Here is a 26423-nt window from a genome sequence, read left to right as displayed (position 1 = left end):
TTCTGATTGAGAGAGCGTTATGACTCAGAATATCAAACCGACCCATTTCCGCAGCGAAGGTGATGTCAACACGACACCAGCGCGCCAAGCTTGGAATGCATCGATGGACGACGAACGCACGCAAGCTTTGTTGAAGCGTGATTCGGAGGTCTTTCTTCATCAAGCCATGTCAACGCCTTGCTTAGATACCTTGGAAGCAGCAGAAGGCATCTACATCCAAGACGCCACCGGCAAAAAGTACATGGACTTCCATGGCAATAACGTCCATCAGTTGGGCTACGGTCATCCGCATGTGATTAAACGTGTGCAAGAGCAAATTGCCAAACTGCCGTTTTCACCACGTCGTTTTACCAATGAAACCGCAATTGAGTGTGCCGAAAAACTTACCCAAATATGTGGCGGCGAATTGAATCGCGTGCTGTTTGCGCCGGGTGGCACATCTGCAGTGGGCATGGCACTTAAACTAGCGCGCCATATCACGGGCAACTACAAGGTGGTGTCTCTGTGGGATTCCTTCCACGGCGCATCATTGGATGCCATCTCAGTGGGCGGCGAAGCGTGTTTTCGTCAAGGAATGGGACCATTAATGGCAGGTGTTGAACGCATTCCACCAGCAGTGTCTTACCGAGGCGCTTTTCCAGTCGCGGACGGCAGCGACGTGCATTACGCCGACTACCTTGAGTACGTGATTGAGAAAGAAGGCGGCGTGGGCGCGTTTATCGCAGAAGCAGTTCGTAATACCGACGTACAAGTGCCAAGTAAAGCCTACTGGAAACGCATCCGTGAAATCTGTGACAAACACAATGTCATGCTGATCATCGACGACATCCCGAATGGCATGGGTCGCAGCGGTGAATGGTTTACCTACCAAGCCTACGACATTGAGCCAGATATGCTCTGCATCGGTAAAGGTTTGGGCGGAGGCTTAGTACCTATCGCAGCCATGGTAACCAAAAACAAATACAACACTGCCGAGCAAATCTCAATGGGTCATTACACTCATGAGAAAAGCCCTATCGGTTGTGCTGCGGCACTGGCAACCATGGAAGCTATTGAGCAAGACGGCTTGCTAGATAAAGCCAAAGCTGACAGCCAGTTCATGCGTGAAAAGCTGCTAGAGATGAAAGCCAAATACCCAGTGATTGGTGATGTGCGTGGCATTGGCATGTTGTGGGGTATTGAGTTGGTCACTGACCACGAAAGCAAAGCACGCGCGTATGACGAAGCGGAAGCTGTATTGTACCAATGCCTCAACAACGGCGTGAGCTTCAAAGTATCGCAAGGCAATGTGATTCAACTCAGCCCACCGCTGATCATCACTCGCGAACAACTGACAGAAGCGTTGGCAATTTTCGAAGAAGCGATCGCCAAAGTGTGTAAAGACTTTAACTACTTCTAACCTCAACAAAAACCAATTTACCCAGAGCGCGGTTCCAACGTGTAGGCAAGCGCTCTGGCAAGCAAGAAAAAGGATTGAACATGAGCAACTCACCAATTCAAGCAGTGATCTTTGACTGGGCTGGCACTATCGTCGATTTCGGCTCTTTTGCACCGACCAGTATCTTTGTGGAAGCGTTCAAACAAGGCTTTGATTTCGATATCGACCTTGAAGAAGCGCGCGAACCAATGGGGCTTGGTAAGTGGGATCACATTCAAGCTGTGGGTCGCATCCCTGCGGTTGATAAGCGTTGGAATGAGAAGTTTGGTCGCTCAATGACCAGCGAAGACATCGACGCTATCTACGCAACATTCATGCCTCTACAAAAAGCAAAAGTGGCTGACCATGCAGACCCAATCCTTAATGCGATTGAAGTTGTGAACGGTCTGAAAGACAAAGGCATCAAGATCGGTTCTTGTTCTGGTTACCCTCGCGAAGTGATGGATGTACTGATTCCTGTTGCAGCGGATTACGGTTACAAGCCAGATTACGTAGTAGCAACGGATGACCTACCGCAAGGTGGTCGCCCGGCACCATTTATGGCACTGAAAAACGTGATTGAGCTGAATGTTACCGACGTTAATGCGTGTATCAAAGTGGATGACGCAGCACCGGGCATCGATGAAGGTCATAACGCCGGTATGTGGACCGTTGGTTTGCTGCTTTCTGGTAACGAAGCGGGTCTAACGTTTGAAGAATACCAAGCTGCGGACGAAGCAACACTTAATGCCGCTCGTGAAAAAGCGCGTGCAAAATTGCTCAAGAGCTCGCCGCACTACCTCATCGACACCATTGCTGACTTCCCAGAAGTGGTTGCAGATATCGAACGTCGCCTAGCGGCAGGTGAGCGTCCTTAGTCGACAATCACTATTCTCACGCATAAAAAAACCTCTCAGCATTGAGAGGTTTTTTGTATCGCGTTTTGTCGCTAACCAAATCAAATTAGTTGATCGCAGTACTTGCTCGGCGTTTTAGCTTAAAGCCCATGTCCGTTGCGTGCTCTACAGGCTCACCTTTAATGGCTTGCAGTAACTTGTCGGCGGCTTTCGTCCCCATACGTTCGTAATCGAATTCCGCACAGGTCAAACTTGGGTAGGCGTGCTCACCCATGGAAGAGCCTTCCAAACAGATAATCGCAATGTCGGTCGGGACTTTCAGCACTCGGCGGTGACACTCAAACAACGCGCCAATCGCAATCTCTTCATGGCTACATACCAAAGCATTCAAACTTGAATCGCGCAGCAATAGCTTTGCCAACCCTTCCGCACCTAATTGTGAAGATGGTGCTTCGTGGGTGGTTAAGAAATGGTCCGGTGCAAGGTAGTTCTCAATCATCGCGCTTTGCCAACCGTGTAGCTTACGTTGCAAAGTGGAGTGATCGCCGCGCGCACCAATGAAGCCAACGTTCTTGAAGCCTTGTTCAATCACATGCTTGGTACAGGCTTTGCCCACCTCAAAATGGTCAACACCGATATTGAGATAACTGGCTTTCGAACTTAACTCAGCAATTTCCAATACTGGCGTGTTCGAGGCTTCCAAAAGCTGATTAGTACGTTGGCTGTGTTCATTACCAAACAGCACCACTCCGGCTGGGCGGCTCTCAAGAAATGTCGAAAGCAGTTTCTCTTCTTGCTCTACCGAGTAGTCGCTGTAGCCAAGCAGCAACTGATAACCTGCTTTGTTCAACGCTTGTTGAAAGCTCGGTAAGAAAAGCGCGCACGCTTTTTCAAACAGGGAAGGAATGATAAGAGCGATGGAGTAACTTTCAGCAGACGCCAAAGCCCCTGCCGCTTTATTCGGGATATAGCCGAGCTCATCAACCACTTGTTGAATCTTTTCTCTCAGCTTGTCAGATACTAGCTCGGGCGTTCGTAATGCTCGCGACACCGTCATGGTGCCTACGCCGGCTTTTTTAGCGACGTCCGCCAAGGTGACATTGCCAGTACTTCTTCGTTTGCGAGGTTCGCTCATTGTTCTTATTTAGTGTTCTCTATTTTCTGCCGCGACATCTTACCACAGCGTTTTAGTGGTTTTGATATTAGCGCATTAGAAGTCGATCACAAGCATATGAAACTCGGATGACTGATAAAAATGGTAGCGCTATCACAATTTATGATAGCGCTATCAGATAGCGCTACCATTTGTGATCATTCTCAGGTTTTTCTGACAAATTGATCGATAAAGTACCCATCAACAAAACAACAAACCGGAAAGATCCAATGCTACGTGAACTGATTACCTCTGATGTGATTCGCATCCATTCTGATGCTACTGACTGGAAAGATGCGGTGAGCAAATCCTGTGAAGCACTGATTGAAAATGGCGCGATTGAGCCAAGCTACGTGGACGCTATTTACCGCTCACACGAAGAGCTCGGTCCTTACTACGTGGTAGGTCCTGGTATGGCAATGCCACACGCTCGCCCTGAAGATGGCGTTAACCGTTTGTCTCTTGCCATCACAGTGATTCAAAACGGCGTGAACTTCGATTCTGAAGGTAACGACCCAGTAAAAATGCTGGTTACGCTAGCCGCGACAGACAGTAACTCGCACGTGGATGCGATTTCTAAACTGGCTGAGTTGTTTATGAATGAAGAGCATGTAGAAGCCATCTGCACCGCTCAAAACACACAAGATGTTCTCGCGATCATCGAAAAATACTAACTCCTGATGTGCCCTTAAAAAATGGGCATACACCCCTATAAAAAGAAAAGGTCTGAATTATGAAAATTATGGTTGTTTGCGGTCACGGTCTTGGTACTAGCCTAATGATGGAAATGAGCATCAAAGGCATCGTGAAAGAATTGAATGTAAACGCAGAAGTGGATCATATCGATCTAGGCTCTGCAAAAGGTACGGATTGTGACATCTTCATCGGTACTAACGACATCGTTGAACAGTTGAACGCACTTGGCGTTGAACCTCGCATCGTTGCGCTTGATAACATGGTCGACAAAGTGGCAATGAAAGAGCGTCTATCTGTGGCACTTCAAGAGCTTGGCGCTCTATAAGGTGACGTTATGGAATTTTTCAGTTTCTTAATGAACGATGTCCTATCAGAGCCGGCGGTTCTGGTAGGTCTCATCGCTCTAATCGGCTTAATTGCCCAGAAAAAACCGGTCACCGAGTGCATTAAAGGCACGGTAAAAACCATTCTTGGTTTCATCGTGCTTGGCGCGGGTGCGGGTCTGGTTGTGACTTCTCTGGGTGACTTTGCGACGATTTTCCAACACGCGTTCGGCATCACAGGCGTGGTTCCAAACAACGAAGCTATCGTCTCTATCGCACAAGAAGCGTTTGGTAAAGAGATGGCGATGATCATGTTCTTCGGTATGTTAGTGAACATCTTGATCGCTCGCTTCACGCCATGGAAATTCATCTTCCTAACGGGTCACCACACGTTATTTATGTCGATGATGGTAGCGGCGATCCTTGCTTCTAGCGGCATGAAAGGTGTTCCACTGATCGCACTTGGCTCTCTGGTTGTGGGCTCTGTGATGGTGTTCTTCCCTGCGATTGCTCACAAGTACATGAAGCAAGTAACAGGTTCTGACGACGTTGCGATTGGTCACTTCTCTACCCTTTCTTACGTACTAGCGGGCTTTATTGGCAGCAAGTTCGGTAACAAAGAACACTCTACTGAAGAGATGAACGTACCTAAGAGCTTGTTGTTCCTACGTGATACGCCTGTAGCAATCTCGTTCACCATGGGCATCATCTTTATGGTGACGTGTATCTTCGCTGGCGGTGACTTTGTACGCGAAGTCAGTGGTGGTAAGCACTGGTTCATGTTCGCGCTAATGCAATCCATCACATTCGCCGGTGGTGTGTACGTTATCCTTCAAGGTGTACGTATGGTTATCGCAGAAATCGTTCCGGCGTTTAAAGGCATCTCAGACAAACTAGTACCAAACGCGAAACCTGCGCTTGATTGTCCGGTTGTATTCCCATACGCACCAAACGCAGTATTGGTTGGTTTCCTATCGAGCTTTGCGGCGGGTCTTTTGGGCATGTTCCTACTTTATGTGATGGGACTTACTGTGATTATCCCAGGCGTCGTTCCGCACTTCTTTGTAGGTGCAGCGGCAGGTGTATTTGGTAACGCTACAGGTGGTCGTCGCGGTGCAATCTTGGGTGCTTTTGCACAAGGTCTACTGATTACCTTCCTACCAGTATTCCTAATGCCAGTACTTGGTGACCTAGGTTTTGCTAACACGACCTTTAGTGACGCAGACTTCGGCGCTGTTGGTATCTTACTGGGTCTGATTGTTCGCTAAGTAGTCTGAATATGACTAGCTGATAACTGACTTGATTGATGCGCGAATAGGCTCATCGGCATCAATCTTCAAGAATCTCTAGTCATAGCAAACGACGAACTTTAGAAGAAAGCAATCGTAGAAAGAAAGCAAACGCCCCTCACGTGAGGGGCGTTTTTCTTTTTGGCACTATCTTAGAAAGTTTGGCTTATTGAAGCGTTGTTCCGTTAGATAGCAGCTTTCTTGTCGGCTCTTGCTCGGTGTATTCGACCGCATCATGTTCCGCGAGTTTATCGACTTCCGCCTGTTCACCCACCACAATCAACACGTGTTGTTTAACCAGAGCGTCGACCACTTCAATGTTGTGCTGACGAAGAAGCGCTCTCACCTCGCTCTCTTTTCCTTCATGATACTTAACAAAGTAACGCGCAGGTTGCTGCTCGGCTTGATCTTGGCGTTCATCCACGAGAGGAAATCCTTGATTGTTTGCCAAGCTGCTTGAGCTCAGTCCGATTGCCAATAGTGCGGTAGCGCCTACCACAGACAAAGAAAGTAAGGTCAACTTCTTCATAGTCACTCCTTATTGAAAGGTCAGAGTCCAACTGTTGATGGTGCCTGTGTCTCTTCTGGCACTGTCCACCGCTTTTAGTTCCCATGTACCTTGCGATTCAAAACCAGAAAAATCCGCTTGGAACGTGTTTTTTATATCGTTAGCGCTGCCGCCAGTATTATTGTGAAGTACAACTTCTCCACCAGTCGGTGACGTTAAAGTCACTCGTAGATCACCGATGTAAGTGTGGCTAATATCAACGTCAATACTTACTGTGCCTGAATCACCAGAGCGATCGACTTCTACTGCACTGATTACGCCAGAAGATTTATTATCTGGAATCGCAACAGGGCTGGTATTTGAGAAGCTAGAGTCCGAAGAGCTACCACCATCAGGTCCATTACAGCCAGCGTCCAAGAACAGCTTCGCCGCTTCAGCATTAACTAGGCCGTGGCCAGTACGGTTGTCTCGACCAGCAACATCAATATCTGTTGCAGTTTTCACTAGGGCATTACGTACTTGCGCTGCTGTACAGGTTGGGTGGTAACTCCACACCAAGCCAGCTACGCCCGTTACGTGCGGTGTCGCCATTGATGTACCATTGTAGTACTCGTAATCTTCACCAGAGGTTGTTGCAACAGTAATTTCCTGACCAACATACCCCAACAGCTCTTGACCAAATGCACGATCAACCGTTACCGAAACCATACGATAAGCGTTGTTTGTGTCTACCAAGAAAGGGTTTTGTAAACCAGGTAGTTCAGAGTTGCTGTATACGATTGCAGCTCGCGCACCCGCATTGTAACAAGCCTGAACCGCATCCACTTCAGGGTAGTTTCCTGAAGACTGGTTGCCGATACGCTCAGTCAAACAAATTTTGCCCGACATATCACCACAGTTAACGTTACCGCCAGATACATCACAGCTATCTAGCGTTGCCGTTACTGAACCCGCGATTGGATCCGGAACATACGAAGAACCGTTATTGATCAAACGATTGTGAGGAACAATCCCACGATCAAACTGGCTTACACCATTCAAGGTAATATCAGAAAGTTTACCTTCACCTACCGTAACCGTTGATAAGATCGCCACACCCGGGCCTGAGATCTCAACTTGATTAGTAGATTGTGAGAACGCCGCATGATCATTTTGATTATCAACAGCCGCAACAGACATCACTGAGTCATAAGAAGCTGGATAGCTGTGCGCTGTATTGCCATCATTACCCGCAGCGGCGATCAATAGAACGCCTTGATCGTAAATATTTTGCAGTGCATTTTGCTCAGTTCGGCTTGATTGACTACCACCAAGGCTCATGTTCACAACGTTAGCACCATTATCGGCACAGGTCTGGATTGCTTTAACAAGCCCAGATGAGTAACCCCAACCCGATTCGTTAAATACTTTCACGATGTGCAAATTAACATTCTGGTTTGGCATCACACCCTTTACACCTTCGGTGTTGGCAATCGCAGCAATCGTACCCGCGACGTGAGTACCGTGGGCATTGTTGTTACCCGGATCACTCCATGATCCCGTACCACTATCGTTAGTACCAGCAACGCGGTTACCGCTTAGGTCGTTGTGCGAAATGTCGTACCCTGAATCGATAATACATACAGTGCGATTACCCGCATTGAAGTCAGCTAGCAGTTGAGCATTAACCGCTTCATATCCCCATGGGGTCGTTTCGCTGAGCAAATAGCGAGGTGGATCGACTTCCACGTATTCCACATCACTACGATTGCGAAGCGGCTCTAAGTCATCGCCATCCAGTTCAACGCTGTAAATGGCGCGATTGCCCAGTTTTTCCACCTTACGTGCCTTCACCTGTTCTAGAACAGACTCCAGCGCGATTCGTGGCCCCCAGAATGAGTTACCACCCATTGAAGAACGGCTGACTGCATCTTCTTTGAATTTGACGATGTACTTCGTCGGTAACTTAGATTCATCAAATCCCATTGGTGGAGCCGCAAACGCTGACATCGAAGTGGTCAGTGCTATTGCTACAGCAGACAACGAAAATAAGCCTTGTTTTTTACTTGTTGTGTAGTGCATTTGCCCTATTCCTTATTTGAGCTAATTTTTATTCACTATATTCTCATGAAAAGTCATCATCATGATGTTTGCATGAGAGCTTCAGCTATAGTTTACAGAGCAAAAATGCCAAACAATTTGTTTCATGAATATACAAATTTGTACAAAAGATCATTCAATAAACACTTTAAGTTAACATTAAAAATCATCAACAAAACCTTATAAAGCAATTACTTAATTAACAAAAAGTGAATGTTAAATTAATGTTAGTGATTAATTATTCTAAATATCACCCATTTAATCGATTGCTATGCTGAATGGATTTTTTGACCGTGGTGCCAAAACTGAAATATTGAATATTTAGTTGTTGACTGTCTTGAGCATTTACTCAGAATTAGAAGGTTTAGTGAGAAAAATTCTCATCTAAATACTGTTATAGCCGAGCGTATTCACGCATTCGGAACAATAACCATTACAAGAAGAGTGAATGATGAAAAAAACAATCACACTATTAACTGCATTACTTCCGCTTGCCTCCGCCATTGCAGAGGAGCCAACTTTATCACCAGCAATGGTTTCTGCGGCTGAAGTGGTTAGCGCGCAAGAAAATCAAACTTATACGTACGTTCGATGCTGGTATCGTACGAGCCACTCCAAGGACGATGCGGCTACCGATTGGAAATGGGCAAAAAACCAAGATGGTAGTGACTTCACTATCGATGGTTATTGGTGGAGCTCTGTTTCATTTAAAAACATGTTCTACACCAATACCTCACAAAACGTAATTCGCCAGCGTTGTGAGGAAACACTAGATCTAGCGAACGAGAACGCAGACATTACATTTTTTGCTGCCGACAATCGTTATTCTTATAACCACACGATCTGGAGCAATGATGCTGCAATGCAACCAGATCAGATAAACAAAGTAGTGGCTTTAGGCGATAGCTTGTCTGACACAGGCAACATCTTTAACGCGTCCCAATGGCGCTTTCCTAACCCGAATAGCTGGTTCTTGGGTCACTTCTCAAACGGTTTTGTTTGGACGGAATACGTTGCTAAAGCCAAAAACTTACCGCTATACAACTGGGCAGTTGGTGGCGCAGCAGGTGAAAACCAATACATCGCGCTAACTGGTGTCGGCGAACAAGTTTCTTCTTACTTAACCTACACAAAGCTGGCGAAGAACTACAACCCTGCTAACACATTGTTTACGTTAGAGTTTGGTTTAAATGACTTCATGAACTACAACCGTAGCGTGCCGGAAGTAAAAGCGGATTACGCTGAAGCTCTGATTCGTTTAACAGACGCTGGCGCGAAGAACTTCATGTTGATGACACTGCCAGATGCAACCAAAGCACCACAGTTCAAATACTCAACACAGGAAGAAATTGAAACGATTCGTGCGAAAGTATTGAAGATGAACGAGTTCATCAAAGCACAAGCGATGTACTACAAAGCCCAAGGCTACAACATCGCATTGTTTGATACACACGCACTGTTTGAGAAGTTAACCTCGGCACCAGAAGAACACGGTTTCGTAAATGCAAGCGACCCTTGCTTAGACATCAACCGTTCATCCTCTGTTGACTACATGTACACTCACTCATTACGTTCTGAATGTGCAGCATCTGGCGCAGATAAGTTCGTGTTCTGGGATGTGACTCACCCAACCACAGCAACGCATCGTTATGTGGCTGAAAAAATGTTAGAAAGCAGCAATAACTTAGAAGAGTTTCGCTTTTAATGAGCCGTTGTTGTTCATTGCAAGTTAATCTGCATAAAAATGACCACGATGCTTCGTGGTCATTTTTTATCGATATCGAACCCCGATAACGGGTTTATTTGAGCTCGCTTACTTCAAGCCGTTGATTTAGAGACGTTGACTTTGAGCAGCCTCATTCAGCTTTCTGTTTTTGGTACGTTACCGCGGAAACTGTCCACCATAATAGAGATCAACGTCTTTAAGGTTACATCATCACTGCGGTATGAGTAGGCTCGTATACCCGTAAACTGAACCTGGAACAACTGAGCAAGAAGCAATGTATCCTGAGCTTCAATTTCGCCATTCTCGATTGCTCGCTCAAACAGCTTTGCAAGAAAAGATTCAAATTGGTTTGCTAAGCTGTTTGTTTGATTGCGCAGAGCATTAAAATCCTCAGCAAATTCACTTGCTGATTTGACTAACATGCACACTTCACTGGGATTGGAGTCTCGCTGATTGATAACCACATCAATCGCGAAAGCTTCTATTGCATCTAGAACCGTTGTGTTCTGAGTTAAATGCAACTCAAACAGGGCTTGTAAGTTCGCAACGTACATTTTTAGCGCTTCACAATATAGCCCCTCTTTTGACCCAAACGTCGCATAAATACTTCCAGGACGCAGATTAACGCTATCTTGTAAATCACGTGTAGATGTTGCATGAAAACCTTTCTTCCAGAATAGATCCGAGGCAGCTTTCACCACTTCATCACGTTGGAATTTCTTTGTATTCGCCATGAGCAATTATCAATTTTGAACATATGCTCAATTTTATATTGAGCGACCGCTCAAAATCAACTATCCTGTTCTTGCCTAATCCGCTCATATCCAATTACAGGAGATTTAAACATGGCAGAATTTAAACTGTATACCGCAGAAAACGCACCCGAAGGATCAAAGCACCTGATTGAAAATTCAGTCAAAGCGTTTGGCATGCTACCAAATCTTCATGCTGTTATGGCTGAAGCGCCAACCTTGCTTGAGGGTTATCAAGTCGTGCATGAGCTCTTTCAACAAACATCATTTAACGCAGAAGAATTGACCGTCGTATGGCAAACCATCAACGTTGAACATGGTTGTCACTACTGCGTTCCTGCTCATAGTGCGATCGCGGCGTCAATGAAAGTGGATCAGGAGATTGTTGATGCTCTCGTCAACCAAACACCATTGGCAGACGAAAAACTTGAAACACTACGAGAAACAACGCTTCAAATGGTGCGTCAACGTGGTGTAGTGGAAGAGTCTCAGATAGAGAAATTCTTTGCGGCAGGTTACGGACAGCAGCAACTGCTTGAAATTGTTCTTGGTCTAGCGCAAAAAGTGATGAGTAACTACACCAATCACCTAGCTGACACCCCGGTTGATGCACCTTTCAAGAAGTTCGCCAAGTAACTTAAGCTTTTATTACTGGTCCCATTCATGGGACCAGTAATACCTTCAAAAAAGGCTTTGTTGCATGGCGCTTCGCTAGTGTGAGCTGACACCTAATTACAACGGCGCAACGTCGGTTCCTCCTAAAGACTGGTAAAGCGTAACCTGAGTGAGAAACTGGTTGTAGCGGTTCTCCAACAAAGAAGCTTGTGCGTTTCTGGTGTCTTCTTGGGCATTCAAATAGTCCATGATCGATGTCGAGCCATACTGATACCGCGCAGCATATATGGACTCAGCGGCACTTGCGGCATCATATTGCTCTTGTAAACGCGCCGCCTGATACGTCAATTTCTCGCGTGCTGACAAGGCATTTTCGACATCTTGGAATGCGGCGTACAACACTTGGCGATAACTCACAATAGCCGATTGATAGTCTAAATCGGCAATGGCTTGGCTATTTTTCATCTCATTCCACTGCAAAAACGGCAACGTCATATCCGCACCTAAACTGCCGATCGGGTTGGAAAGCAGGTCTTTGAGCGCTTGTGACGATCCACCCAAAGCCCCAGTGAGCGTCAGCTTGGGCAAGTAGTCTAAATCTGCTGCGTCTTTATTTGCTAGCGCGGCTTTGACTTCATAAAGCGCTGCTTTAATGTCGGGTCTGCGGATCAATAAATCAGACGGAGCACCAACACTCAACGATGGCATATCGCCTTCAGGCAGCATTTGGATGTTTGCACTGATGCTCTTCGGCGGTTGATTGAACAAAATCGCAAAGGCGTTGTTTGCCTCAAGTAAACTCTGTTCAAACTCACTTTGCTGCGCTTGTAAGCTTGCCAACGTACGTTTGGCTTCAAGCACATCTAACTGATCCACAGCGCCAAGTTGGTACTGTTTTTCAATCAATTGTAGCGTTTGAGCTGCGTCTACCACATTACGCTGGCTGAGGTTTAAGCGCTGTTGCAGATAGCCGATTTGCCAATATAGCGATGCCGTCGTTGCTACCAAACTTTGTGCGGTCGCCTCGCGATCTTGTTGACTTGCCATCGCCGACCACTTGGCTTGGTCAACGTCTGCCGAGATTTTTCCCCATAAATCCAACTCGTAATTGACGGATAAGTTAGTGCTGTAACTATCTGCCGATTCCCCGCTATCAAGAGATTTTTGAACTTGTCCTGATGTGGAAGAACTCAACGTAGGGAAAAGGTCATCTTGCGCTAAACCCAGCTGTAAACGCGCTTTCTTTAGCGTTAGCGTTGCCAGCGTCAAATCGTTATTTTGAGCCAACACCTGAGTAATGTATTGATTAAGAGTTGGATCGTTAAACGCCAACCACCAAGGATCCATACTGACATCACCCGCAACATGCATCTGTTGCCAATTTGCAGGCACTTGCACCTCAGGAGCTTGATAGTCGCTACGCATAAGCGAACCACAACCTGACAACCACACTGCGCTTAAGGCAGCCGCGACCAATCGAGTCTTGAATTTCATTGTGTTACTCATTTTTAGTCTCTCGCTAGCGCTTCTATCGGATCGAGTTTGGCTGCATTGCGAGCGGGTAAAAAGCCGAAAGCGATGCCAATCAACGTTGAGCAAATAAACGCCCAGATGATCGAGTTCATTGAGTAAATCATTTGGAAGCTGCTGCCAGATGTACTGAATGCAAAACCAATCAAAAACGCCAAGCCAATACCAGCAATGCCACCACACAAACACACTAGTACCGCTTCAATCAAAAACTGACGCAAAATATCCGCTTGCCGCGCACCCACAGCCATTCGTACACCGATCTCTTTCGTGCGCTCTGTCACCGACACCAACATGATGTTCATTACGCCAATTCCGCCGACAATTAAGGAGATCACCGCAATCGCTGAGATCAGTAACGTCATGGTGGCGGTGGTTTTCTCGATGCTCTGACGAATGGTGTCAGTGTTAATCGTGAAGAAATCTTCTGTACCGTGACGCATTTTTAACAAGTTGATGATGCTCTGTTCTACCGCTGCGCTTGGGGCGTTCTCATCAATCCGTACAGTAATGCCGTTGAGGTAGCGTTGTCCCATCATTCGTCCCGACATGGTGGTGTATGGCACCCAAATTTTCAGCGCGTCGCTGTTGCCAAACGCGTCTTCTTTTTTCTGCGTGACACCCACAATACGCACTGGCAATGAACCTAGAAAAATCACTTCACCAATCGGATTTCTATCCGCAAACATTTCCTTTCTGGTGTTGTCATCAATCACTGCTTCTTGGGCGAGCGAATTCACACTCTCTTCATCCCAAAACTGACCTTTGGCGATCTCATAACCGCGCACACGGAAATAATCTTCCCCAACCCCTTCCACAGACGCGGTTGCATCCTGATTGGCGTAACGCACGGTTAAGCTGTTGGATAAAGACGGCGTGACACTGTCGACAAAAGGTAGACTCTCCAACGATTTAGCATCGTCGGCGGTTAGCGTTTTCACTCGTCCGGAGCGGCGGTCACCAAACCCTTTGCCCGGCCTGACATCAATGGTGTTTGTTCCCATGGATGAAATATTCGACAAAATTTGCTGTTGTGAACCATTACCTAGTGCCACCACGGAAACCACCGAGGCTATACCAATAATGATGCCGAGCATGGTCAAAAACGTGCGCATTCTGTGGCTAGACATCGCCAGCAGCGCCATTTTGAGCGCGTCAATAAAACTGTCCCACTTCCACCACTTACTGGCGGCTTGCGCTGGGCGATGAAAAGACGCGCTCGGTGTATTTGCTGCTTGCTCATTGATTACAACTTGTGTATTTGGCGTATCTGCAATGATTTCACCATCTTTGATTTCAATGATGCGATCCGCAAAGTTCGCCACGTTCATATCATGAGTCACTAAGATGATCGTATGCCCAAGTTGATGCAATTCTTTAAGCAGTGCCATCATCTCTTGCCCACTGTGACTGTCTAATGCGCCAGTGGGCTCATCGGCGAGAATCACCTCACCACCGTTCATCAGTGCACGAGCAACACTCACGCGCTGTTGCTGGCCACCACTCAGTTGGCTGGGCTTGTGAGTCAAACGATCTTCCAGCCCCAAGCGAGCCAATAGTGACTGCGCTCGCTCCGTTCTTTGACGATGAGGAACTCCCGCGTAAACCGCAGGTACTTCCACGTTTGCCACCGCGGTTAAATCCCCCAGCAGATGGTAACGCTGGAATATAAAGCCAAAATACTCGCGGCGCAGCTCCGCCAGTTGGTCGGATTCCAACGTCGATACATCTTGCCCATTAATGAAGTATCGACCGCTGGACGGTTTATCCAAGCAGCCGAGCACATTCATCAGCGTCGATTTACCTGAGCCCGAAGCCCCCACGATCGCGACCATTTCACCGCGTTTTATCTCTAAATTAATGTGGTTCAACACAGTAAGCGACTCGTCGCCAGAGACAAAACGTCGAGTTAAATCCTCAACTTTTAAAAGCACGTTACTCATCTTAGAACCTCATTGGAGGTCGACGACGATCACCTCGGCTTGATGATTCTCCATCCATAGCATTGCCAAGAACAACCTGGTCACCCTCCTTCAAACCTGAGAGAATTTCTGCGTTCACTTTGTTGTTAATACCCACTGTCACGGGCTTTTCCACCACTTGGCCCTGTTCAAGCACTGGCACGGTATAGTTGCCTTTGCCGCCAGATTTTTGCAGCACTTGTGAAGGGACAATCAAGGTATTTTCCGATTGCTCAAGGACAATCGAAACTTGCGCAGTCATGCCAATACGCAAAATACCTTGCGGGTTCTTCACATCAAATACAGCGTTGTAGTAAATGGCGTCGCTATCTGAAATGCTCAAATCGCTGTCATCGCCATCCATGATGGTTGGCCCCGGCTCAATGGCGCGTAATGTACCTTTAAACTGCTGATTCGGTTTGCCTAAAATGGTGAACAGCGCCGTTTGGCCTGGGTGAACAAAAATCACATCGGCTTCCGAAATTTCGGCTTTCACCGTCATCGTATCTAACTTGGCTAACTCGATAATCGTTGGCGTGGTTTGATTGGCGTTTACGGTTTGTCCTTCTTCCACCGCGGTGTAGACCACCGTGCCATCCATCGGTGCGTTGATGGTGGTGTAACCGAGATCTAACTGCGCATTGTCGACGTTGATTTTGGCTTTCTCGATTTCAGCATCCAGTTGCGCTAACTCGGCTTTGTAGATGGCGAGCGTCGCTTCGGCATTCTCGTAATCAGCTCGTGAGCTCGCTTTCGCTGCCAACATGCCTTTTTGGCGCACGTATTCATAGTTTGCTTGTTTAATCTGCGCTTGCTTAGCCTGGTACTGAGCGTTGAGACTATTAAGAGACGCTTGGGCTTCTTTGAGGCTATTTTGCTGAGTCAGGCTGTCAATCTGTGCAATCAAGTCTCCCTGTTTTATCTCATCCCCTAAGTTCACAGCGAGGCGTTGAATTTGCCCAGATACTTGCGCACCTACATTCACCAATTTGGACGCTTGCAACATGCCGTTGGCTAATACCGCCTTTTCGATATTGCCTTTGCGAACGACTTCTGTCGCGTAAGGAGAAATGGGTTCTGGACGTTGCAGATAATGATAACCACCAGCACCAATAGCAAGTAGGCCACACAAAACGAGCCATTTTTTATTGAGTTTCATAGCAGGAGTGAAGTAAATAATCGTTTTGATTTTATACTGCTATTTGTCTTAGCCGTACAGGGTACGAGACGTAAAGATAGGTAAATTAACGTCAAGAAACTGAATGAATAACTTCACTAACGTGAAAAATCAGAGATATTATAGTCACTTCAAAACTTTATTATTCAATACGTATAGCAAAGACCATTTTTAATATAGAAATTCAAGTTATAAGTATTATAAACAAAACTTTTAAATACCAACAAACCAGTAAAAATCTTAACTTATTCAATATGCAATCCATCAAAGTTTCATTATGGCCATTTTTAATTATTGAATTTCAAGAGGAGTTAAGTGGCAAGTTAAATAAAAAATACCCACATAACACAGGTAAGACCGAGAGGAGTGTGTCATGTGGGTTTAAACGATAGTTCTCTTGCTGATTCGAACTACCAACGTTGGGATGCAATGGAAATACAAATGACTCAGAGTTTCCATCACGGACACTTTATCGCTGGATTTCCCTCTATTTGTTAGGGAACAGTCAGTACAATAAAAATAGAGAAGTAATACCGCAAAAATAAAAATAGAGGTTCAGGATTTAATTTACACGTAAAATAACCACTATATTCACGCCATGAAGCATTAATAAATTCAACAATAAATATTTATTAAGTTAAATTTACTTATTGTCAGCACACTGTTAGTTTTACTCTTAAATGCACTGGTCAGATTTGTTTATTTTACTGATTTTCGTTGCAATACAACTTCTAATTAATTCATGAGAAAAACATGCAGCGACAATTAACTCTTTCACCGATTTATTTATTAATCGGGTTAGCCTCCTCGACGGCGTATGCCGGTGGTTTTCAAATTAACGAACATTCTGCGACGGGTCTTGGTCGTGCTTTTGCTGGTGATGCCGTCATTGGTGATAATGCGTCTGTAATCAGCCGCAACGCCGCAGCGATGACGCTGTTTAAACAAAATGCCTTATCGTTCGGTGTCACTTACGTCAAACCTGACGTTACCGTTAAAAATGCGCAATATCATCGAGCTAACATTAATGCGGATGTCAATGTTGGTATGGGTGGTTTTCCTCCGTCCCCTCAAGTTGACATTACCCCGTCCTTCTCTCAAACCGTGACCGACATTGATGACGTCGATGGCGTTGGTCAATCAGCCGTTGTACCCAATTTTTACTTTATTCACCCTATCAACGACGACTGGTATCTAGGCTTATCGGCATACTCCAACTTCGGAACCGACATGGAGTTTAAACCAAACTATGGCGCACCTGTTTTTGGCGGTGTCACCAGCGTAGCGAGTGTCAACCTTGGCGCAAGCTTGGCATACAAGGTGAACGATCGTTTTAGTATCGGTGGTGGTATTGATGTGATTTACGGCTCTGGTGAGCTGTACCGCGATATGGACGTGGGTGTTTGCGTTGGTGGGAACATACTTGGAAACGAACTAGAACAACGCTGTGGATCCGTAAAAGGCAACGCACTTGATGTGGAAGCTGGCGGCATTGGGCTTGGTGCGAATATTGGCATGATGTACGAGTTTAACGAACGTCATCGCTTAGGTTTAAGCTACAAGCACAGCCCTAACATAGATGCCAAGGGCGACATCCACTTTGCTGGCGAATCGTACGACTCACTTGCGATGCCGCTACCGGATATTGCGGAGTTTTCCGGTTATCACCGCGTCTTACCTAAATTTGCCCTGCACTATTCTGTGCAGTGGATTGGTTGGTCAGCATTTGACAGCTTGAAAGCTGATGATCAGTTGCTAAAAGATTTTCAGTGGCAAGACTCCGCACACTACTCCATCGGTGCGACTTGGTACGCCAATGAACGTTGGACACTTCGCACGGGTTACATGTTCGACAAAACACCTGTCGATGAGCTGACTTCGCTTTCTATCCCAGATTCGAACCGTCACTGGTTATCTGCGGGTGCCTCTTACCAATGGTCATCAGATACCACGGTTGACATCGGCATGACGTACTTGATTGGTGAAGATGTCAACGTAGAAGAGTACGCGTATGAAGGTGTTCCTGCACCGATGGTGACGGGCGTGACCCATTCAAATGCGTTCCTAATTGGTGCCCAACTCAGCCACCGTTTCTAATTTGTCAGGCAGTGATCAAACCTCTAGGTCATTGCCTTGTAACAACGCTTATCGAAGCGACCGAACAGAGACATTATTATGAACAAAACACTACTTGCTTTTTCACTCTCACTTCTCACTTTAAGCGCGGCTCAGGCTTCGGAATGGGGCTATGGCAATGACAAACACGGGCCAGAGCACTGGGGAGAAATCGCCAAAGACTGCGCAACCACGAAAAACCAAAGCCCAATCAACATCGACAACCCAGCCGATGCAAAACTGGAAGCACTGAACCTTTCGTACACTGGTCAGGTCATTGGTTTAACCAACAATGGTCATACGCTGCAAGCGCAAGTGAACGGACGTAACAGCTTCACCATTGATGGCGAGACGTTCGAGCTGCAACAGTTCCATTTCCACACACCATCAGAAAACCAAATCAAAGGCCGCCAATATCCACTTGAAGCGCACTTTGTACACGCCAACGCAGACGGCGAGTTGGCGGTAATTTCGGTGATGTTTGATGCTGGCGATCAAAACGCAGCACTGTCTAAACTGATCAACGCAATCCCACAAGAGAATCAAACCACTTTCTTTAAAGATACGTTTGAGATTAACGACTTACTGCCAAAAACTGCAAACCACTATCGATTTAACGGCTCTTTAACCACACCGCCATGTTCAGAAGGTGTGCGCTGGTTTGTGCTTAAAGACACTCAAACCTTATCCAAAGATCAAGCCGCGAAACTGATGGAAGTCATGGGACAAAACAATCGTCCGCTGCAACCGTTAAATGCGCGCGTTGTACTTTCTAACTAATCGCCACATCCGATAAGGGGCATCGTATTTGCCCCTTATTTTGATTCGCTCTAACCTCACTTAGTTACAGGAACCCCCAATGAAAACTCCATCTGTTCTGTCACTCTTACTCGCACTCGCCCCTACACTCGCCTTCTCTCATAACCTTTCTGTCGGTCAAACCACCCCTTCCGTCAGCATTGATACCTATGGCGAAATGACGCTGCAAGGAGACGATGTGGCTTATCAACCTTGGGCAACTCAGCAGATGTTAGGCAAAGTCCGTGTGATACAAGCCATTGCAGGTCGTAGTAAAGCCAAAGAGATGAACGCGCCGCTGATGTCAGCAATCACTGCCGCTCACTTTCCTGAAGATCAGTATCAGACCACAACCGTGATCAACCAAGAAGACGCCATTTGGGGAACCGGTACATTTGTTAAATCGTCGGCAGAGGACAGCAAAAAGACATTCTCTTGGTCTTCCATGGTGTTAGACAAAAATGGCGTATTAGCAACAACTTGGGATCTGCAGCAAGAAAGTTCTGCGATTATCGTACAAAATAAGCAAGGCGAAATTTTATTCGTGAAAGAAGGGGCTTTAACTCAAGACGAAGTCACACACGTCATCGAACTGATTAAACAGAATATCTAAACCTAAGGTAAGGAAAAGCTATGAAACTGTTCAACACCATCGCACTCTGTCTTTTAGCGGCTGTGGCCTCTTTCCAATCGGTTGCTGGAGACAACGATTGGGAGAAGATTGCAGATAAAACCGTCAGTTTTAAATCGGAAACCGGCACAGTCAATCCACTGTCCCCATTTGCTAACGCTCGTTTTAGCCACATCAAAATCAAATGTACGCAAGGTACGGTCGATCTGAAAAGCGTTAAAGTAATCATGAAAGATGGTCAGGAAAAGACGTTCGACAGTTTAGGTGTTCTGACTAAAGGCATGTCATCAAGAAGTTTAAGCCTACCAACAAAAGATAACGCGAAATTAGACAAGATCGAGTTGAACTATGAATCGGTTGGCAGCACAGCGCTGCAAGTCGCGGGAGTGACCAAAAAAGCGCAAGTGGAAATCTTAGGTAAGAAAATCGACGAGTAAGCGATGGCTCAACGAACTCACCCAAACTAAAAACAGCGGCACTAGGCCGCTGTTTTCATTAAAAAATCGTCATGGATAACTAAATGAATTTCTTCAGCTTCGCCAAACCATAAGCGGCGATGGTGACACAATCTTTGATCGTGCCGTCGATCATCATCTGTTCGAACTCCTCAACAGAAAAAGCGCGAGTGATCAAATCCTCTTCTTCACTGTCGAGTTGATTGCCCACGTCCGTTAAATCAGTGGCGAAGTAGACGTGACATGTCTGATTCAAAAAGCCGTATGCGATAAACTGCGCGCCGACATACGCCATTGCGCTCGCCTGCATGCCCGTTTCTTCACGCAGCTCGCCTTTGGCAAGCTCAAGATGATCCGCATCTGGGTTTGATTCCCACGCCCCTTGTGGGATCTCCCAACAACGTTGACCTACGGTGTAACGGTACTGCTGAACCAAGTGAATCATCCCGTTATCGATAGCCAGAATCGCAGCACAATCAGGTTTGTCGACCACACCATAGATGCCCTCTGCGCCGCTCGGACGTAAAATTTTGTCCTCACGCACCGTCATCCACTTATTCTGGTAAACGACTTTGCTGTCTAACTGTTTGATGTCTGACATGATTATTCCTTGATTTTTCTGAGGGTTACTACGGAATAATACCCGATTCGGTTACGCCACCAAAATGTTCTTTAGTTCACTCAAAGACTCAACGGTGTAATTTGGTGCGATACGCTCATCGACGCTTGCGCCTGTGGTATTTAACCAGCAAGTTTCAATACCAAAATTATTACCACCCAGAATATCGGAATGCAGGTTGTCACCCACCATCAGTACGCGCGTTTTGCATGGGTTGCCCATTTGCTGCATCGCGTATTCAAAAATACCTAAGTCCGGTTTTGCTACGCCCACTTGTTCAGAGATCACCACTTTATCGAAGTACTCAGTCATCCCTGTGCGCTCAAGGCGAATTGCTTGCAACTCTGTAAAACCGTTGGTGATGATGCCCATTTTGGCTTTGCCTTGCAGCGCTTCCATCAGCTCTTTTGCACCTGGCAACAAGCTGCAAATATCGGCCATTGCTTCTAAAAATGCGCTATTGAGATCTGCTGTTGTGGTATTCAGCTTCTCAGCCCACTCGGTAAAACGCTTATGTTTTAGCTCATCTGCCGTTACTTTGCCGTCTTGGTAATCCACCCAAAGCGGTTTGTTTACGGTTTGGTAATGAGCAAAATCTTGTTCAGTAAAATCTACGCCTTTGCGAGAAAACATAAGCTGCAAACCTTTGAAAGCATCAAAGTGGAATAAGGTTTCGTCAGCGTCAAACAGGATCCAATCGTACTTCATTTTCTTCTTCCCAAAATCAAGGTCGTAATACTGGTGCATAGTCTAGATTGTTTTCTTCTTGAAGATAATCTCTATAATTGGAAATTAATTGTATCCTTGTGCTCAACAATAAATGCTTCACGATAATAGGAGATTGATGTGAACGCGATTGCCTCCCTGCCCGTTTTTGTTGCTGTTGTCGAATGCGGCAGCTTTTCCCTTGCGGCCAAACAGCTGAATCTGACGAAATCGGCGATCAGCAAACGCATCAACCAACTAGAAGACGATTTGGGCATTCGTCTCCTTAACCGAACTACGCGTAAGCTGAGCCTGACCGAAGCGGGAGAACGCTATTTTGAGTACGCTTCTCAAGCGCTCAATCTGGCCCAGCAAGGCGTAGACGCGGTATCTGAGCTGCAAGGCTCTCCACAAGGTCGGCTCAAAATTACCGTGCCGATGTCTTTCGGTGTGCTGCATATCGCGCCTTTGATCAGCGAGTTTCTCGCTCGTTACCCGAAAATTGAAGTGGATTTAAACCTCGAAGACAAAATGGTCGATTTGGTTAAAGACGGTTTTGATTTGGGGATCCGTATTGGTGAACTCACCTCTTCCAATCTAATCGCAAAACGTCTCGCCCCTTGTAAAAGTGTGCTTTGTGCCTCACCAGATTACTTAGCGGAGTTTGGAACACCACAAAAACCAAGTGATTTAGTCGGTCACAACTGCCTGCGCTACTCCTATTTCCGTGGTGGCGTCGAATGGATGTTCATCAACAACGGCAGCGAATACAAGGTACTTCCAAAAGGAAACTTTATCGTCAATAACAGCGAAGCCATTCGCCAGTTGCTGTTAAGAGGTTCGGGCATTGCGCAACTGCCAACATTTATTGCAGGAAGAGACTTTGCCGCAGGAAATCTAAAACCGGTGATGGAAGAGTACTCTCTACCAGAACACGCCATTTATGCGGTTTTTCCTGAGCGCAAGCACATGCCGTTGAAAGTAAGAGCCTTTATCGATTTTATCAGCGAAAAACTCGGCACAGATTTACCTTACTGGGATCGTTACAACAGCCCAGAAAAATAACCATATTGATGATAAGTGAGTGAGATTTCACTACTGACATGTTCTGACATTCCATCCGCGTAACCTTATTTGGAACTCAACAGGCAATCCGCCAAAACCAATAAGGAATCACAATATGGAAACCGTTATCGAAACTGTGCAATTTCGTCTAACCGCAGGCACAACAGAGCAAGACGTGATCGCCGCTGCCAAACAGTCACAAACGTTTGTGAAGAATCTGCCGGGCTTTTTGTATCGCTCACTCAGTCACGAAGCGACGGACGATGTGTGGACAGACATCATTTACTGGCGTTCAATGGACGATGCAAAACAGGCGGGAAAACAGCTTAAGCAAGCCGCTGAATTTCAGCCTCTGTTATCAATGATTGACTGCGAAAGCTTCGAGCTTATACATCACAACTTAAAAATGTGCAGTGAGCTAGAGAAGTAATCAGCCACACTACTACTAACAACCAGTAGGTCTAGATAAGGAACATCATGAGCAAATCAGAACGACTGTTTGAGCTACTGACGCTTTTGCGCGCAAAGCGTTACGCAGTGACAGCGAAAGAGCTCGCAGAAAGAATGGAAGTCAGCGAACGTACGATTTATCGCGATATTCAGTCGTTGCTCAGTTCTGGTGTTCCGATTCAAGGTGAAGCAGGTGTCGGCTACCTGTTGCAAGCTGGCTCTCATCTGCCACCTTTGATGTTCTCAGAAAAGGAGATGATGGCGCTTGAACTGGGTATGCGGATGGTTCGAGCCTGGTCGGACGCCGAACTCGCCGAAGCGTCTCACTCTGCGTCCACCAAAATACTTTCGGTATTGCCAGATAAGCTCAAACAACAAGTGGAAGATTGTCCGCTGATTGTGCCCGATTATCACACCCAATCCGAGACTGCCAAACGAGGGCAGCTTCTGCGCCACGCGATTGATCATCAGTTTAAGGTCAGTTTGGATTACCAAGATGAAAGCGGACAGGTGACCGAGAGAAAAATCCAACCGTTAGGCCAGTTCTTTTGGGGCAAAGTCTGGACGCTGGTCGCCTGGTGCGAATTGCGCGATGACTATCGCCAGTTCCGCCTCGACCGTATCCAAGCACTGCGTATGCACGATGAAGAGTTTCAGAGTGCGGAAACCAAATCTCTCAAACATTATATTGCGCAGTATGAATCGAAAGATTGAGTGTTCTTCATCCTTCCATCACAAGGATTCTACATTGCTCTGCTCAATGCGAGATATTTGGAAAGGCACATTTAGTTAAACTAATGTTTCATTTTTAACAGATGCGCAACCAACCTAAGATCGTTAACTTAAGTAGCACGTCAACCACACCGGAGCGTGAAGCTATGAAAGTACTGATTCAATACACCCAAGCAGGGAAATATCGAGATCAAGCGTGGGAGTCTTTAACTCTTCGATCTAAAGGTGATATGCAGGCAGTTACCCCTTCTTATGCTGCCCAACTTATCGAACAAAGCAAAGCGACACTTGTGATGACAGAGGAGCAACAAATCGTTATTCATCCATAACCGATTATTAGCCTTGTTTAACCAACCTTTGTTAGTTGTGCAAGGCTTACATCTCGCCATTTCACGTTATCAATTTTATACACGACCAACTATATTTACATAAAAATCAATAAAATAGTTCTTATTTTCGTTCTCGACACTCCTTCAAAACGGCCTTACATTCATAGCTAAGATATAGGTTATCTGTTAGTCTCTTTATTTCTTCATGATAAAAATTAGGATAAAACCTTTGAAAAAGCATCGGTTTATTATAAGGATAGGTGCAATATGCAATTGATCTGGAACATTATTGGATACTTAATGTTCTCTGGTGTATTAGTTATTTTTTTTCAAACATTCTTTATAGGTATCATGCACCTTTTAATGCCAAAAGACATTGTCAATAGCTACTTTAAAGAACCTTATTTTAACACTTTCGAACTAGCTCTATTTACAGGTTGGCCTTACGCATTTTTCCGAACATTGATGTTTGTTCGTTTAATCGTTCAACCTAACTCAGGTAAAAAACGAAAGTTACCCGATGTATCCCAAGAGGTGCCTAGGTGGTACCGTCTATTATCCTTCATAATAATATGGGTAATTATCATAAACTCTACAATGTTAGCACTTGTATTTTTTATCGCAGGTTTTTTATCACTAGCAAATCATGTATGACCTTCACTTATCCAACCAAGTTTAATATCACACTTTAAATGTAAAAAATCACATTAACAATTTCATACAAATAATAAATACATCAGCTAATTTGTAACTTTTTAAAATGAAAGTCTAGAAGGAAAAAAATAAACCTTTTTAAATATAGTTTTTTGTTAGTATCTGCACAAACAAATTATTAGCTAGAGGTGCTCTGTGTCGGGATTATTTGAGTATAAAATAAAAACTCATGATAACTTATCATCAATTATATTAAACATGTATGGTACTCCATATGAAAGGCTAAATTTATCACTTGATAATAAAAAGCTTACGAGTCTATCCGCATCGCTCGAAGTTGAGGGTTACCTGCGAATGCTCATATAGTTAAACAAGCCGAAAAACTGAATAAAATAGCTCAAGCATCTAAAGTGGGCGGACATGTTTTAGTCGGTGTTGGTCTGACGGCTTCCTGCATTCAGATTGCGAATACACAAGACCAACATGAGAAGAATGAAATTTTTGTTGAGTCAATAACTAGCACAGCTGTAGGAATGGGTACCAGCGCGTTAGTCGGTCTATTTTTAGTATCAAACCCTATTGGCTGGGTGACTGCCATTGTACTCGCTGCCGGTTCAACGGCTGTAGGTTATGCATCCGGTAAAGTGGCAAAAAGCTTTTATAATTCAATTGAAAGCAAGCCAAACTTAGTCGCTAGTACTGGAATAGAGTCTATATGCAGCAAGTAATCACATTTCTTTTTTACACTTTAATGACTGGTGTGATTATTATTTTCTTACAAACCATTTTTATCGGTGTCATGCACTTTCTGATGCCGAAGGAGATTGTTGGGAACTATTTTAAAAAACCATATTTTAATGAATTTGAGCTTTCTTTATTCACAGGGTGGCCTTACGCATTTTTCCGAACATTGATGTTTGTTCGTTTAATCGTTCAACCTAGCTCAGGTGAAAAGCGAAAATTACCTAATATTTCTAGAGAAGTACCAAAATGGTATCGTTATTTGTCGATTCTATTACTGGGTATTATCATTGTTAACTCTGTTGTCGTTGCCCTGACTTTATCAATTGGTGCCGTTCTTTTAGCAATTGAATGAGAAATTAACATTAAAATATAACGATGTACTCGACGAAGAGAGCTCAGTCAGAACTCTCTAATCGCCAGTGTTATTGCATACTGATCTCTACTCTTCTTCGTTGAGACGACGAATCAACTTAGCTGGCGTGCCTCCGTATAGACAATCTGGCGGCACATCATGGTTAACGACTGAATTCGCCGCAATTACTGAGCGAGCACCTATCGTCACACCTTGGTTAATGACCGAATTTCCGCCAATCCACACATCATCTTCAATCGTGATGGGTTTACAAAACGTTTCCCAACGTCGGCGACTGCGGTAATCAACAGAATGAGAAGCGGTATAAAATTGCACGCTCGGTCCAATGAGCACGTGGTTCCCGATGGTAATTTTGGCACCATCGAGCATGACCACGTTCATGTTGATAAAGGTTTCTTCACCTATTTCGATGGTCTTACCAAATTCACAATGAAAAGGGGACTGGACAATACAACGGCCTACCTTGCCAAATAGCTGCTTTTGCAATTCGTCGCGCTGACTTTCGTCGGTGTTATTATTGAGCGCTCTAAGTGCTTGAAGAGCATAGCTTCTAATGGCGTCAATTTCTTTGTCCATGCCATCAAAGACCTGGCCAGACATCATTTTTTCTAGTTCTGTCACTGGAAGACTCCTACAACCTGCAATTACTGCTTTCAGATTCTTCACAAGG

At 45.4% G+C, this 26423-nt stretch carries 27 protein-coding genes; 17 read left to right on the top strand and 10 right to left on the bottom strand.

What is annotated here, in order from left to right:
- The first annotated feature begins 19 nt into the window (after nucleotides 1-19).
- Together R7070_RS00480 and phnX are read left to right on the top strand one after the other, a co-directional pair.
- Nucleotides 20-1399 carry an aspartate aminotransferase family protein gene (locus R7070_RS00480; RefSeq protein ID WP_171345927.1) on the top strand — a complete coding sequence of 460 codons (1380 nt, stop codon included), beginning with the start codon at nucleotides 20-22 and terminating at the stop codon, nucleotides 1397-1399.
- Between the two features lie 80 nt (nucleotides 1400-1479).
- On the top strand, nucleotides 1480-2295 hold the full coding sequence (gene phnX, locus R7070_RS00475) for a phosphonoacetaldehyde hydrolase (RefSeq protein ID WP_171345928.1): 816 nt from the start codon (nucleotides 1480-1482) through the stop codon (nucleotides 2293-2295).
- A gap of 85 nt (nucleotides 2296-2380) precedes the next feature.
- On the opposite strand, the gene R7070_RS00470 is transcribed toward phnX, so the two are convergent.
- Nucleotides 2381-3409: a LacI family DNA-binding transcriptional regulator gene (locus R7070_RS00470; protein ID WP_005442357.1), complete on the bottom strand. Its 1029-nt coding sequence runs from the start codon at nucleotides 3407-3409 to the stop codon at nucleotides 2381-2383.
- Nucleotides 3410-3657: 248 nt separating this feature from the next.
- On the opposite strand from R7070_RS00470, the gene R7070_RS00465 reads away from it, so the two are divergent.
- The 3 genes from R7070_RS00465 to R7070_RS00455 are packed head-to-tail and all read left to right on the top strand — an operon-like array spanning nucleotide 3658 to nucleotide 5714.
- A complete protein-coding gene (locus R7070_RS00465) occupies nucleotides 3658-4101 on the top strand; it encodes a PTS sugar transporter subunit IIA (RefSeq protein WP_005384357.1) in 444 nt (147 codons plus the stop codon).
- A gap of 59 nt (nucleotides 4102-4160) precedes the next feature.
- On the top strand, nucleotides 4161-4448 hold the full coding sequence (locus R7070_RS00460) for a PTS sugar transporter subunit IIB (RefSeq protein ID WP_005374080.1): 288 nt from the start codon (nucleotides 4161-4163) through the stop codon (nucleotides 4446-4448).
- Between the two features lie 9 nt (nucleotides 4449-4457).
- Nucleotides 4458-5714: a PTS ascorbate transporter subunit IIC gene (locus tag R7070_RS00455; RefSeq protein WP_005384349.1), complete on the top strand. Its 1257-nt coding sequence runs from the start codon at nucleotides 4458-4460 to the stop codon at nucleotides 5712-5714.
- A gap of 187 nt (nucleotides 5715-5901) precedes the next feature.
- Here R7070_RS00455 and R7070_RS00450 read toward each other — a convergent pair whose 3' ends face one another.
- Entirely contained in the window at nucleotides 5902-6264 is a 363-nt protein-coding gene (locus R7070_RS00450) for a hypothetical protein (protein WP_053307151.1), read from the bottom strand.
- Between the two features lie 9 nt (nucleotides 6265-6273).
- A complete protein-coding gene (locus R7070_RS00445; RefSeq protein WP_256900353.1) occupies nucleotides 6274-8304 on the bottom strand; it encodes a S8 family serine peptidase in 2031 nt (676 codons plus the stop codon).
- A gap of 466 nt (nucleotides 8305-8770) precedes the next feature.
- On the opposite strand from R7070_RS00445, the gene R7070_RS00440 reads away from it, so the two are divergent.
- Entirely contained in the window at nucleotides 8771-10027 is a 1257-nt protein-coding gene (locus R7070_RS00440; protein ID WP_017819748.1) for a type 2 secretion system lipase, read from the top strand.
- A gap of 155 nt (nucleotides 10028-10182) precedes the next feature.
- Here the strand turns inward: R7070_RS00440 and R7070_RS00435 are convergent, their stop codons facing one another.
- Entirely contained in the window at nucleotides 10183-10782 is a 600-nt protein-coding gene (locus R7070_RS00435) for a TetR/AcrR family transcriptional regulator (RefSeq protein WP_033906273.1), read from the bottom strand.
- 111 nt (nucleotides 10783-10893) lie between these two features.
- Here R7070_RS00435 and R7070_RS00430 point away from each other — a divergent pair, with 111 nt between their 5' ends.
- Nucleotides 10894-11436, top strand: coding sequence for a carboxymuconolactone decarboxylase family protein (locus R7070_RS00430; protein WP_005374097.1), 543 nt, complete (start codon nucleotides 10894-10896; stop codon nucleotides 11434-11436).
- A 96-nt stretch (nucleotides 11437-11532) separates the two neighbouring features.
- Here the strand turns inward: R7070_RS00430 and R7070_RS00425 are convergent, their stop codons facing one another.
- The 3 genes from R7070_RS00425 to R7070_RS00415 are packed head-to-tail and all read right to left on the bottom strand — an operon-like array spanning nucleotide 11533 to nucleotide 16065.
- A complete protein-coding gene (locus tag R7070_RS00425; protein WP_081886416.1) occupies nucleotides 11533-12909 on the bottom strand; it encodes an efflux transporter outer membrane subunit in 1377 nt (458 codons plus the stop codon).
- 14 nt (nucleotides 12910-12923) lie between these two features.
- Nucleotides 12924-14888 (bottom strand): MacB family efflux pump subunit, encoded by a 1965-nt coding sequence (locus tag R7070_RS00420; RefSeq protein WP_033906271.1) that lies wholly within the window; start codon nucleotides 14886-14888, stop codon nucleotides 12924-12926.
- A gap of 1 nt (nucleotide 14889) precedes the next feature.
- Nucleotides 14890-16065: an efflux RND transporter periplasmic adaptor subunit gene (locus R7070_RS00415; protein ID WP_033906270.1), complete on the bottom strand. Its 1176-nt coding sequence runs from the start codon at nucleotides 16063-16065 to the stop codon at nucleotides 14890-14892.
- Nucleotides 16066-16836: 771 nt separating this feature from the next.
- On the opposite strand from R7070_RS00415, the gene R7070_RS00410 reads away from it, so the two are divergent.
- The 4 genes from R7070_RS00410 (at nucleotide 16837) to R7070_RS00395 (ending at nucleotide 20064) form a co-directional block, all read left to right on the top strand.
- Entirely contained in the window at nucleotides 16837-18180 is a 1344-nt protein-coding gene (locus tag R7070_RS00410; RefSeq protein ID WP_115386462.1) for an OmpP1/FadL family transporter, read from the top strand.
- A 78-nt stretch (nucleotides 18181-18258) separates the two neighbouring features.
- Nucleotides 18259-18978 (top strand): carbonic anhydrase, encoded by a 720-nt coding sequence (locus R7070_RS00405; protein WP_054574512.1) that lies wholly within the window; start codon nucleotides 18259-18261, stop codon nucleotides 18976-18978.
- A 79-nt stretch (nucleotides 18979-19057) separates the two neighbouring features.
- Nucleotides 19058-19609, top strand: a complete 552-nt coding sequence (locus R7070_RS00400) for a YtfJ family protein (RefSeq protein ID WP_005374105.1) — start codon at nucleotides 19058-19060, stop codon at nucleotides 19607-19609.
- 20 nt (nucleotides 19610-19629) lie between these two features.
- On the top strand, nucleotides 19630-20064 hold the full coding sequence (locus R7070_RS00395) for a hypothetical protein (protein ID WP_047102813.1): 435 nt from the start codon (nucleotides 19630-19632) through the stop codon (nucleotides 20062-20064).
- Nucleotides 20065-20143: 79 nt separating this feature from the next.
- Here the strand turns inward: R7070_RS00395 and R7070_RS00390 are convergent, their stop codons facing one another.
- A complete protein-coding gene (locus R7070_RS00390; RefSeq protein ID WP_017635078.1) occupies nucleotides 20144-20683 on the bottom strand; it encodes an NUDIX domain-containing protein in 540 nt (179 codons plus the stop codon).
- Between the two features lie 51 nt (nucleotides 20684-20734).
- Nucleotides 20735-21409: a pyrimidine 5'-nucleotidase gene (gene yjjG, locus R7070_RS00385; protein ID WP_005374109.1), complete on the bottom strand. Its 675-nt coding sequence runs from the start codon at nucleotides 21407-21409 to the stop codon at nucleotides 20735-20737.
- 138 nt (nucleotides 21410-21547) lie between these two features.
- On the opposite strand from yjjG, the gene R7070_RS00380 reads away from it, so the two are divergent.
- The 6 genes from R7070_RS00380 to R7070_RS00355 all read left to right on the top strand — a co-directional run bounded on the left by R7070_RS00380 (nucleotide 21548) and on the right by R7070_RS00355 (nucleotide 25732).
- Nucleotides 21548-22471, top strand: a complete 924-nt coding sequence (locus R7070_RS00380) for a LysR family transcriptional regulator (protein WP_053307145.1) — start codon at nucleotides 21548-21550, stop codon at nucleotides 22469-22471.
- A 115-nt stretch (nucleotides 22472-22586) separates the two neighbouring features.
- Nucleotides 22587-22901 carry a hypothetical protein gene (locus R7070_RS00375; RefSeq protein ID WP_029795225.1) on the top strand — a complete coding sequence of 105 codons (315 nt, stop codon included), beginning with the start codon at nucleotides 22587-22589 and terminating at the stop codon, nucleotides 22899-22901.
- A gap of 47 nt (nucleotides 22902-22948) precedes the next feature.
- Entirely contained in the window at nucleotides 22949-23635 is a 687-nt protein-coding gene (locus R7070_RS00370) for a helix-turn-helix transcriptional regulator (RefSeq protein ID WP_005497912.1), read from the top strand.
- Between the two features lie 164 nt (nucleotides 23636-23799).
- Entirely contained in the window at nucleotides 23800-23982 is a 183-nt protein-coding gene (locus R7070_RS00365) for a hypothetical protein (RefSeq protein WP_021035913.1), read from the top strand.
- Nucleotides 23983-25046: 1064 nt separating this feature from the next.
- On the top strand, nucleotides 25047-25364 hold the full coding sequence (locus tag R7070_RS00360) for a hypothetical protein (protein ID WP_235213034.1): 318 nt from the start codon (nucleotides 25047-25049) through the stop codon (nucleotides 25362-25364).
- Nucleotides 25352-25732, top strand: coding sequence for a hypothetical protein (locus tag R7070_RS00355; RefSeq protein ID WP_005374128.1), 381 nt, complete (start codon nucleotides 25352-25354; stop codon nucleotides 25730-25732). The genes R7070_RS00360 and R7070_RS00355 overlap by 13 nt, the downstream gene beginning before the upstream one ends.
- Nucleotides 25733-25819: 87 nt before the next feature.
- Here R7070_RS00355 and R7070_RS00350 read toward each other — a convergent pair whose 3' ends face one another.
- A complete protein-coding gene (locus tag R7070_RS00350) occupies nucleotides 25820-26374 on the bottom strand; it encodes a sugar O-acetyltransferase (RefSeq protein ID WP_256900352.1) in 555 nt (184 codons plus the stop codon).
- Between the last annotated feature and the right edge of the window lie 49 nt (nucleotides 26375-26423).

The sequence above is a fragment of the Vibrio sp. 1557 genome, from assembly GCF_033340175.1.
GTDB lineage: Bacteria > Pseudomonadota > Gammaproteobacteria > Enterobacterales > Vibrionaceae > Vibrio > Vibrio alginolyticus.
This window is presented reverse-complemented; position numbering and strand designations above follow the sequence as displayed.

What these genes read in the sequence shown, in the direction of transcription:
- R7070_RS00400 (WP_005374105.1), top strand. Translation starts at nt 19,058, where the DNA reads ATGAAAACTCCATCTGTTCTGTCACTCTTACTCGCACTCGCCCCTACA.
- R7070_RS00395 (WP_047102813.1), top strand. Translation starts at nt 19,630, where the DNA reads ATGAAACTGTTCAACACCATCGCACTCTGTCTTTTAGCGGCTGTGGCC.
- R7070_RS00355 (WP_005374128.1), top strand. Translation starts at nt 25,352, where the DNA reads ATGCAGCAAGTAATCACATTTCTTTTTTACACTTTAATGACTGGTGTG.
- R7070_RS00480 (WP_171345927.1), top strand. Translation starts at nt 20, where the DNA reads ATGACTCAGAATATCAAACCGACCCATTTCCGCAGCGAAGGTGATGTC.
- R7070_RS00460 (WP_005374080.1), top strand. Translation starts at nt 4,161, where the DNA reads ATGAAAATTATGGTTGTTTGCGGTCACGGTCTTGGTACTAGCCTAATG.
- R7070_RS00465 (WP_005384357.1), top strand. Translation starts at nt 3,658, where the DNA reads ATGCTACGTGAACTGATTACCTCTGATGTGATTCGCATCCATTCTGAT.
- R7070_RS00450 (WP_053307151.1), bottom strand. Translation starts at nt 6,264, where the DNA reads ATGAAGAAGTTGACCTTACTTTCTTTGTCTGTGGTAGGCGCTACCGCA.
- R7070_RS00445 (WP_256900353.1), bottom strand. Translation starts at nt 8,304, where the DNA reads ATGCACTACACAACAAGTAAAAAACAAGGCTTATTTTCGTTGTCTGCT.
- R7070_RS00425 (WP_081886416.1), bottom strand. Translation starts at nt 12,909, where the DNA reads ATGAAATTCAAGACTCGATTGGTCGCGGCTGCCTTAAGCGCAGTGTGG.
- R7070_RS00405 (WP_054574512.1), top strand. Translation starts at nt 18,259, where the DNA reads ATGAACAAAACACTACTTGCTTTTTCACTCTCACTTCTCACTTTAAGC.
- R7070_RS00455 (WP_005384349.1), top strand. Translation starts at nt 4,458, where the DNA reads ATGGAATTTTTCAGTTTCTTAATGAACGATGTCCTATCAGAGCCGGCG.
- R7070_RS00410 (WP_115386462.1), top strand. Translation starts at nt 16,837, where the DNA reads ATGCAGCGACAATTAACTCTTTCACCGATTTATTTATTAATCGGGTTA.
- R7070_RS00370 (WP_005497912.1), top strand. Translation starts at nt 22,949, where the DNA reads ATGAGCAAATCAGAACGACTGTTTGAGCTACTGACGCTTTTGCGCGCA.
- R7070_RS00435 (WP_033906273.1), bottom strand. Translation starts at nt 10,782, where the DNA reads ATGGCGAATACAAAGAAATTCCAACGTGATGAAGTGGTGAAAGCTGCC.
- R7070_RS00365 (WP_021035913.1), top strand. Translation starts at nt 23,800, where the DNA reads ATGAAAGTACTGATTCAATACACCCAAGCAGGGAAATATCGAGATCAA.
- R7070_RS00390 (WP_017635078.1), bottom strand. Translation starts at nt 20,683, where the DNA reads ATGTCAGACATCAAACAGTTAGACAGCAAAGTCGTTTACCAGAATAAG.
- R7070_RS00415 (WP_033906270.1), bottom strand. Translation starts at nt 16,065, where the DNA reads ATGAAACTCAATAAAAAATGGCTCGTTTTGTGTGGCCTACTTGCTATT.
- phnX (WP_171345928.1), top strand. Translation starts at nt 1,480, where the DNA reads ATGAGCAACTCACCAATTCAAGCAGTGATCTTTGACTGGGCTGGCACT.
- R7070_RS00375 (WP_029795225.1), top strand. Translation starts at nt 22,587, where the DNA reads ATGGAAACCGTTATCGAAACTGTGCAATTTCGTCTAACCGCAGGCACA.
- R7070_RS00440 (WP_017819748.1), top strand. Translation starts at nt 8,771, where the DNA reads ATGATGAAAAAAACAATCACACTATTAACTGCATTACTTCCGCTTGCC.
- R7070_RS00420 (WP_033906271.1), bottom strand. Translation starts at nt 14,888, where the DNA reads ATGAGTAACGTGCTTTTAAAAGTTGAGGATTTAACTCGACGTTTTGTC.
- yjjG (WP_005374109.1), bottom strand. Translation starts at nt 21,409, where the DNA reads ATGAAGTACGATTGGATCCTGTTTGACGCTGACGAAACCTTATTCCAC.
- R7070_RS00470 (WP_005442357.1), bottom strand. Translation starts at nt 3,409, where the DNA reads ATGAGCGAACCTCGCAAACGAAGAAGTACTGGCAATGTCACCTTGGCG.
- R7070_RS00430 (WP_005374097.1), top strand. Translation starts at nt 10,894, where the DNA reads ATGGCAGAATTTAAACTGTATACCGCAGAAAACGCACCCGAAGGATCA.